We start from the raw sequence: 7,825 nt of genomic DNA, 5'->3' as shown, positions 1-7,825 counted from the left end.
CCCCTCCACCACCCCCACCCCCGGGGCCCCCCCCGCCCCCGTCCCCCCCGCGGGGCCGGCCGGCCCCCCCGGGGGGCGGGGGTGGTGGTGTTTTTCCCCCCCCCCCCCCCAAAAACCCCCCCACCACTGCGCAGCATTTGGTCTGCGTGACGGCACCAGTTGGGGCCGCGTTCACCATTCGTTAGCCGCGACTGAGCACAGTCCTCGCGGTGAGTGCAACAACCGAACGAGTGCTGCCCACGGCAGGCAAGAAGAGCTTCTTCTCGCGGCCGTGGACCGATTACGCACTGTTCCTGATTCTCGTGGGACCCAACCTGGTTCTGTTGGCGGTCTTCACGTACCGCCCGTTGGTGGAGAACTTCCAGTTCTCGTTCTTCGACTGGAACCTGTCCTCGCCCACGTCCACGTTCGTCGGATTCGAGAACTACCGCGAGTGGGCCGCCCGTGACGACACGTGGCAGATCGTCGGCAACACTGTCGTGTTCACCGTGGCCGCCGTCGTCGGCTCGCTGGTGCTCGGTCTGATACTCGCGCTGCTGCTCGATCGTAAACTGCGGGGCCGCAACTTCGTTCGCTCCGCAGTGTTCGCGCCGTACGTGATCTCCGGTGCCGCGATCGGTATCGCATTCCAGTTCGTCTTCGATCCCAACTTCGGACTCGTCCAGGACCTGATGCGCAGATTCGGCCTCGGTGCGGTCCCGGATTTCTATCAGGATCCGAAATGGGCGATGGTCATGATCACCGTCACCTACTTGTGGAAGAACCTGGGCTACACCTTCGTCATCTATCTCGCGGCGCTGCAGGGCGTGCGCAAGGAATTGATGGAAGCGGCCGAGATCGACCAGGCCGGCCGCTGGACCACGTTCCGGAAAGTGCTTCTACCGCAACTGCGTCCGACGACGTTCTTCCTCTCGATCACGGTGTTGCTCAACTCCCTTCAGGTCTTCGACATCATCAACGTCATGACGCGCGGTGGCCCACTGGGCACCGGAACCACCACGATGGTCTACCAGGTCTACGAGGAAACGTTCCGCAACTTTCGGGCCGGCTACGGGGCGACCGTCGCGACCATCCTGTTCCTCGTGCTGTTGATCGTCACTCTCGTACAGGTACGAATCATGGATCGGGACGATCAGCGATGACCTTGGTGAGCAAGCCCGATGCTGCAGTCCCGGAAAAGCCTTCGCTCGGTCGGGACCCGCAGCGCACGCGTCGCAGCGCGAATGTCCTCGGCTACGCGGCGATGGTTGCCGTCCTGCTGATGATCGGCCTGCCGCTGTTCTGGATTCTGGTCACCTCGTTCAAGGACCGCCCGGACATCTACGTTCAGCCGGTCACGTGGTGGCCCAGCAGTTTTCATCCGCAGAACTACAACGAGGCGACGACGGAGGTGCCGTTCTTCACGTACCTGCGCAACTCGATCGTCATCACCACGGCGGTCGCGTCGATCAAGTTCGTCCTCGGTGTGCTCAGTGCGTACGGCCTGGTGTTCCTGCGCTTTCCGGGCAAGAACATCGTCTTCCTCGTCATCATTGCCGCGCTGATGGTGCCCAACCAGATCACCGTCATCTCCAACTACTCGCTCATCTCCGAGCTCGGTTGGCGAAATTCGTTTCAGGGCATCATCATTCCGCTGGCAGGCGTTGCATTCGGTACCTTCCTGATGCGTAACCACTTCCTGTCGCTGCCACCGGAGATCATCGAGGCCGCGCGCATGGACGGCGCGGGCCCGGTGCGGTTGATGTTCCGCGTCATCCTGCCGCTGTCGGGTCCGACGATGGTGGCGTTCGCGATCATCACCATCGTCACCGAATGGAACGAATACCTCTGGCCGTTCCTGATGTCCGACGACTCGTCGGTTGCTCCGCTCCCGGTCGGCCTGACGCTGCTCCAGAACAGCGAGGGCTACACCAACTGGGGAGCGGTCATGGCCGCGACAGTGCTCACCATTCTGCCGATTCTTCTCGTCTTCCTCGTCCTGCAGCGCCACATGATCAAGGGCCTCACCTCCGGTGCGGTCAAGGGCTGATCCACCTCACTATCAGGAGTCGAACACCATGGCACACATCATCAATCGGCGTGGCTTCCTCACGCTCACCGGTGCGGCTGCGGCCGCCGCAGCCCTCGCAGCGTGCAGCGGTCCCGGATCGGGCTCGTCCGGCGGCGGCGGTGTCGAAGGCGATGCGAACACCATCAACTTCTGGTCGAACCACCCGGGCAAGTCCCAGGAATTCGAGAAGGAGCTGATCTCGCGGTTCCAGGCGCAGAACCCCGGACTGACGGTCAATCTCATCGACGGCGGCAAGAACTACGAGGAGGTGTCGCAGAAGTTCAACGCGGCGCTCTCGGGCAACGATGTGCCCGACGTCGTCGTACTCTCGGATGTCTGGTGGTTCAACTACGCACTCACCGGTGCGATCGAGCCCCTCGACAAGCACTTCTCTGCGGCCGGGGTCGACCAGTCCGATTACGTGGATTCGCTTCTTGCCGATTACAACTGGAACGGGAGCCACTGGGCTCTGCCGTACGCTCGCTCCACCCCGCTGTTCTACTACAACAAGGCCGTCTGGTCGGCAGCCGGCCTGCCCGATCGCGGACCGGCCACGTGGCAGGAATTCGACGAGTGGGGTCCGCGCATCCAGGCCGTCGTCGGAAACGGCAAGCTCGCCCACGGCTGGGGCAACGCCGTCGACTATCTCGGGTGGACGTTCGAGGGACCTATCTGGACGTTCGGCGGATCGTACTCCGATCAGTTCGAGCTGAAGTTCGACGACCCCAATACCATTGCGGCAGGCAAGTTCCTGCAGGACATGATCCACACCAAGAAGTACGCGGCGGTCTCCAACGACATCGCCAACGACTTCGCCGCGGGCATCCTCGCCTCCACGATCGCCTCCACCGGAGACCTGTCCACCATCACCAAGGGTGCCGCGTTCGAGTTCGGTACGGCCTTCCTGCCGGCCACCGACGGTGCGCCCGGATGCCCCACCGGCGGCGCGGGTCTGGCCATCCCGGCCAAGATCTCCGACGAGCGAAAGGTGAACGCACTCAAGTTCATCGATTTCGTCACCAACGGTGCCAACACGGCCTACTTCTCGCAGAACACCGGGTACATGCCGGTCCGCAAGTCGGCGCAGCAGGACCCGTCGGAAATCGCGTTCCTCGAGGCCAACCCGAACGCGAAGACGGCCGTCGACCAGTTGGCGCGTACCCGATCCCAGGACGCTGCCCGCGTGTTCGTGCCCGGTGGCGACAAGATCATCGGTAGCGGTCTCGAGCAGATCGCTCTTCAGAATACCGATGTCGCAACGACATTCGCGTCCATCTCGGACCAATTGCAGCAGATCATCGACCGCCAGATCACCCCGAAGCTGCCGAAGTAATGGCGACCGTTCACTATGCGGGTGTCTCGCACAGATACCCGGGCGCGGACTCTCTCGCCGTCGACACGCTCGAACTCGACATAGCGGACGGCGAGTTCATCGTGCTGGTGGGGCCGTCCGGATGTGGAAAGTCGACGAGTCTACGGATGTTGGCCGGCCTCGAATCCGTCGAGAGCGGCCACATCGACATCGGCGGAGTGGACGTCACCTCGCTCGCCCCACGGGCGAGGGACGTCGCGATGGTGTTCCAGAACTACGCGCTGTACCCCAACATGACCGTCGGCGACAACATGGGCTTCGCACTGCGAAACGCGGGAATGAGCAAGGCCGACACAGCGGCTCGCGTACTGGACGCCGCGAGGATGCTCGAACTCGAGCCGCTGCTGGATCGCAAGCCCGGCAAGCTCTCCGGTGGGCAGCGGCAGCGTGTGGCCATGGGGCGAGCCATCGTTCGTCAACCCAAGGTGTTCTGCATGGACGAGCCGCTGTCCAACCTCGACGCCAAATTGCGAGTGTCGACGAGGGCCCAGATCGCCGGACTGCAGAAGCGATTGGGTACCACCACCGTGTACGTCACCCATGATCAGGTCGAGGCGATGACAATGGGTGACCGGGTTGCGGTGTTGCGGGACGGCAAGTTACAACAGATCGCCGCACCGCGGGAGCTGTACGACAACCCCGTCAACACCTTCGTCGCCGGGTTCATCGGGTCTCCCGGCATGAACCTCGTCGACGCTCCCGTGCACGAGGGCGCTGCGGTCCTCGGAGACGTTCGGATCCCTGTTCCGTCGTCGGCGGGCAACCGCGTCGTCGTCGGGGTTCGGCCGGAATCGTGGGAGCTCGTCGGCGAACATGCGGGTGGACTCCGGCTCACCGTCGAATTGATCGAGGAATTGGGTGCGGAGTCGTTCGTGTACGCCTCGGCACCCAACGCCGACGGTCAGTGGACGACGTCCTCGGGACGTATCTCGGTGAGGGTGGATCGCAAGCTGTCGGTCGCCCTCGCCGAGACCGTCCGGTTGAAGCCGGTGCTCGACGAACTGTTCTTCTTCGACTCCGCTACCGGCCTGCGGTTGTCCTGACGGGTTCGCCCAGATCCACCGGAAGTGTTGCCCACCCGTGCAATACGCGCGTGTCGCGACGGGTTCCCTCGCCTGCCGAACGTAGGTGGGGGAACCTGTCGAACAACGTCTTCAGACCCACCTCCGACTCTGCTTTGGCCAGAGCTGCGCCCAGGCAGTAGTGGCGTCCGCCGGAGAACGACAGGTGCTTACCCGCGTTGTCGCGGGTGACGTCGAACCGGTCGGGGTCCTCGAACACCAGCGGATCGCGGTTGGCACCGGCCAGCACGAGGACGACCAGTGAGTCCTTCGTGATCGGCACACCCTCTACGACGACGTCGTGCTTGGCCGCCCGAGCAGTCAGCTGAACGGGAGATTCCATCCGCAACATCTCGTCGATCGCGGTGGGCCAGTGCGATGGATCCTGTTGCAGCACAGCCAGTTGATCCGGATGATCGAGCAGGAGTTGGATGCCGCTGCCGAGCAGATTGACGGTTGTCTCGAACCCGGCCGCCAATACCAATCCTGCCGTGGCCCTGAGCTCTTCGTCGTTCAGGCCGATGCCCTCGTCCTCGGCGGCGATCAGTTGGCTCATCAGATCGTCGCCGGGGTTGCGGCGAAGCTCGGCGATGTGCTGCGAGAGCCAGGCGTCGAAACCGATGAGGCCACGCTCCACCTGCTTGAACTGGCTCCACGAGATACCGATGTCGAGGCTGGGTGCCGCCATTTCGCCGAATTCGAGGACGCGCTGATTGTCCTTCTCCGGAACACCGAGGATGCGGCCGATGACTGCGACGGGAAGGCGAGCACAGTATCGGTCGACGATGTCGACGACAGGGCTGCCGTCGGTCAGTTCGTCGAGTAGCGCGTCCGCGGTTTCCTGCACCTGATCTCGCATCTGCGCTACCGCCCGGGCGGTGAAGACCGAGGACACCAGCTTGCGGTAGCGGGTGTGATCGGGCGGCTCGACCGACAGCAGGGACGGCGGAAGGATCGGATGCAGGGCACCGGAACGGGTGTGGCGTTCCACCCACTTCAGCGGTGCAGGCAGCGTGCCGCCCAGTTGGGTGACCCGAAAATCGTCGGAGCGCAGCAGCGCGAACGCCACCCGGTGATGCACGGTGATGTTGGAGATTCGGGTCTTCACCAGCGGTGCCGTCGCCCGCAGTTCCTCGTACACCGGCGTCGGGTTTGCCCGCGTCGCCGGATCGGCGACCAGCATGGCCTGCCGGTCACCGGCGGCCGCGGCACGCTTGGCCCCGAACCTGATGACCCCGTGCGCCGCGATCCACCGTACGAATTCCCTCATCCGACTGTCCTCCCCGTTGTCCCGCCCTATGTGAGTGGTTTCTCGTAGCAGACTACGAAGTTCCACTCACGTGTTACCAGATCTTGACGCGCTTCCCCGGGTCCAAGTACAGCGCATCACCGGGCTGCACGTCGAACGCTTCGTGAAAACTGTCCAGATTGCGCACGACTCCGTTGCACCGGAACTCCGGCGGCGAGTGCGGATCGACGGCGAGACGACGGATCGCTTCGGCATCTCGTGCCTTGGTGCGCCATACCTGCGACCAGCCGAAGAACACGCGCTGCAACCCGGTCAGGCCGTCGAGCACCGGTGCGTCCTTGCCCTCGAGCGAGATCTCGTAGGCGGCGACGGCGATGGACAGGCCACCCAGATCGCCGATGTTCTCACCGATGGTGAATTCGCCGTTGACCTTGTGGCCGGGCAGTGCCTTCGGCTCGAATTCGTTGTACTGCTCGATCAGGGCTGTGGTGCGCTTGCCGAATTCGGTGCGGTCGCTGTCGGTCCACCAATCCACCATGTTGCCGTCGCCGTCGTATTTGGCACCCTGGTCGTCGAATCCGTGCCCGATCTCGTGCCCGATGACGGCTCCGATCCCGCCGTAGTTGGCTGCGTCGTCGGCCTCGGCGTCGAAGAACGGCGGCTGCAGAATTGCTGCGGGAAAGACGATTTCGTTCATCCCGGGGTTGTAGTACGCGTTGACGGTCTGCGGCGTCATGAACCATTCGTCGCGATCGACCGGACCGCCGAGCTTGTCGAGATCACGCTGATAGTCGGCCTCGTAACCGCGGCGGTAGTTGCCGAGCAGATCGTCGGCGGTGATGTCGACGCTCGAGTAGTCGCGCCAGCGGTCGGGGTAGCCGATCTTGGGAGTGAACTTGTCCAGCTTGTCCAAGGCCTTGCGGCGCGTCTCCGGGCTCATCCATTCGAGCTCGGAGATGTTGCGGCGGTAGGCCTCGGTGAGGTTGTCGACGAGCACCTGCATGCGTGCCTTCGAGTCCGCCGGGAAGTGGCGTTCGACGTAGAGCTTGCCGACGGCCTCGCCGAGGACGTCCTGTACGAGCGAGACGCCGCGCTTCCAGCGCTCGCGGTTCTCCTCGGTTCCGGTCAGCGTCGTTCCGTAGAACGCGAAGTTCTCGTCGACGAGTGCGCTGGTCAGGAACGGAGCCCGGGCATGGACGACGCGCCACGCGAGCCACGCCTTCCACGTCTCGATGTCCTCCGACGTCCACAGGGACACGAACGTGTTGACGAACGGTGGCTGGCGCACGACGATCTCGGCGAACTGTTCGGTGGTGCCGCCGAGGCCGGAAATCCATGCAGTCCAATTGAATCCGGGCTCGTTCTGCACCAGAGTGTCGAACTGGACCAGGTTGTAGCTCTTCTCGGCGTCGCGCCGGGCGACGACGTCCCAGTGGCCCGCGGCGATCTTCTGCTCGAGATCGAACACCGTCTGCGCGTCGTACTCGACGCCGCTGAGCGCGAACATCTTCGCGATGTGCGCGATGTAGCTCGCGCGGATGTCGGCGTACTCGTCCTGGCGGTAGTACGACTCGTCGGGCAAGCCGATTCCCGACTGGCTGAAATGCACCAGGTAGCGGTCGGATCGCTTGGCGTCGGTGTCTACGTAGTGGGCGATACCGCCGCCGACTCCGGTGCGTTGCAGAGAGCCGAGAACGCCTGCGAGCGTGACCAAGTCGGTCGCATCGGCAACGGCGGCGAGCTCGTCGGCGATCGGGGTGGTGCCGAGCTGTTCGGCCCGGTCGGCGTCCATGAAGCTCGAGAACAGGTCGCCGATCTTCTGTGCGTCGCTACCGGCGGGCGGATTCGCGGCCGCCGATTCTTCGATGATGGTCTGTACATCGACCTCGGCGCGGTCGTACAACGTCCGGAACGCACCGTCGACGGCGCGGTCGGCGGGAATGCTGTAGTCCTCCAGCCATTTGCCGTTGACGTGCACGAAGAGGTCGTCCTGCGCGCGTGTGTTCTCGTCCTGGTAGCTGAGATCGATGCCCGAGTTCACCACTGAAGTCATGTATCCATCTTTACACTCTTGCGCTCGATTGAACGGGTGT

6 protein-coding genes are annotated in these 7,825 nt (G+C 63.7%); 4 read left to right on the top strand and 2 right to left on the bottom strand.

Annotated elements, in window-relative coordinates; genetic code table 11:
- Positions 1–209 precede the first annotated feature (209 nt).
- From J2X62_RS25380 to J2X62_RS25365, 4 genes are read left to right on the top strand one after another with little or no spacing between them, the layout of a single operon-like run.
- Positions 210–1,142: a carbohydrate ABC transporter permease gene (locus tag J2X62_RS25380; RefSeq protein ID WP_174557223.1), complete on the top strand. Its 933-nt coding sequence runs from the start codon at positions 210–212 to the stop codon at positions 1,140–1,142.
- Positions 1,139–2,029 carry a carbohydrate ABC transporter permease gene (locus tag J2X62_RS25375; protein WP_027495271.1) on the top strand — a complete coding sequence of 297 codons (891 nt, stop codon included), beginning with the start codon at positions 1,139–1,141 and terminating at the stop codon, positions 2,027–2,029. Before J2X62_RS25380 ends, J2X62_RS25375 begins: the two co-directional genes overlap by 4 nt.
- Positions 2,030–2,057: 28 nt before the next feature.
- The gene (locus tag J2X62_RS25370) at positions 2,058–3,383 is read left to right on the top strand and encodes an ABC transporter substrate-binding protein (protein ID WP_032369547.1); all 1,326 of its coding nucleotides are present in this window, start codon (positions 2,058–2,060) and stop codon (positions 3,381–3,383) included.
- Positions 3,383–4,465 carry an ABC transporter ATP-binding protein gene (locus J2X62_RS25365; RefSeq protein ID WP_032367152.1) on the top strand — a complete coding sequence of 361 codons (1,083 nt, stop codon included), beginning with the start codon at positions 3,383–3,385 and terminating at the stop codon, positions 4,463–4,465. Before J2X62_RS25370 ends, J2X62_RS25365 begins: the two co-directional genes overlap by 1 nt.
- Here the strand turns inward: J2X62_RS25365 and J2X62_RS25360 are convergent.
- Together J2X62_RS25360 and J2X62_RS25355 are read right to left on the bottom strand one after the other, a co-directional pair.
- Positions 4,443–5,753 carry a cytochrome P450 gene (locus J2X62_RS25360; protein WP_032367151.1) on the bottom strand — a complete coding sequence of 437 codons (1,311 nt, stop codon included), beginning with the start codon at positions 5,751–5,753 and terminating at the stop codon, positions 4,443–4,445. The two genes, J2X62_RS25365 and J2X62_RS25360, sit on opposite strands and share 23 nt — an antisense overlap.
- 73 nt (positions 5,754–5,826) lie before the next feature.
- Positions 5,827–7,785, bottom strand: a complete 1,959-nt coding sequence (locus J2X62_RS25355; protein ID WP_032367150.1) for a M13 family metallopeptidase — start codon at positions 7,783–7,785, stop codon at positions 5,827–5,829.
- Positions 7,786–7,825 lie beyond the last annotated feature (40 nt).

Source organism: Rhodococcus sp. 3258, from assembly GCF_031456475.1.
Lineage (GTDB): Bacteria > Actinomycetota > Actinomycetes > Mycobacteriales > Mycobacteriaceae > Rhodococcoides > Rhodococcoides fascians.
The sequence above is the reverse complement of the archived record's forward strand: the minus strand, read 5'-3'. Positions and strand labels throughout refer to the sequence as shown.

Bases quoted from the DNA above. Each gene is read 5' to 3' on its own strand.
- J2X62_RS25360 (WP_032367151.1), bottom strand. From the start codon at position 5,753: ATGAGGGAATTCGTACGGTGGATCGCGGCGCACGGGGTCATCAGGTTC.
- J2X62_RS25355 (WP_032367150.1), bottom strand. From the start codon at position 7,785: ATGACTTCAGTGGTGAACTCGGGCATCGATCTCAGCTACCAGGACGAG.
- J2X62_RS25365 (WP_032367152.1), top strand. From the start codon at position 3,383: ATGGCGACCGTTCACTATGCGGGTGTCTCGCACAGATACCCGGGCGCG.
- J2X62_RS25370 (WP_032369547.1), top strand. From the start codon at position 2,058: ATGGCACACATCATCAATCGGCGTGGCTTCCTCACGCTCACCGGTGCG.
- J2X62_RS25375 (WP_027495271.1), top strand. From the start codon at position 1,139: ATGACCTTGGTGAGCAAGCCCGATGCTGCAGTCCCGGAAAAGCCTTCG.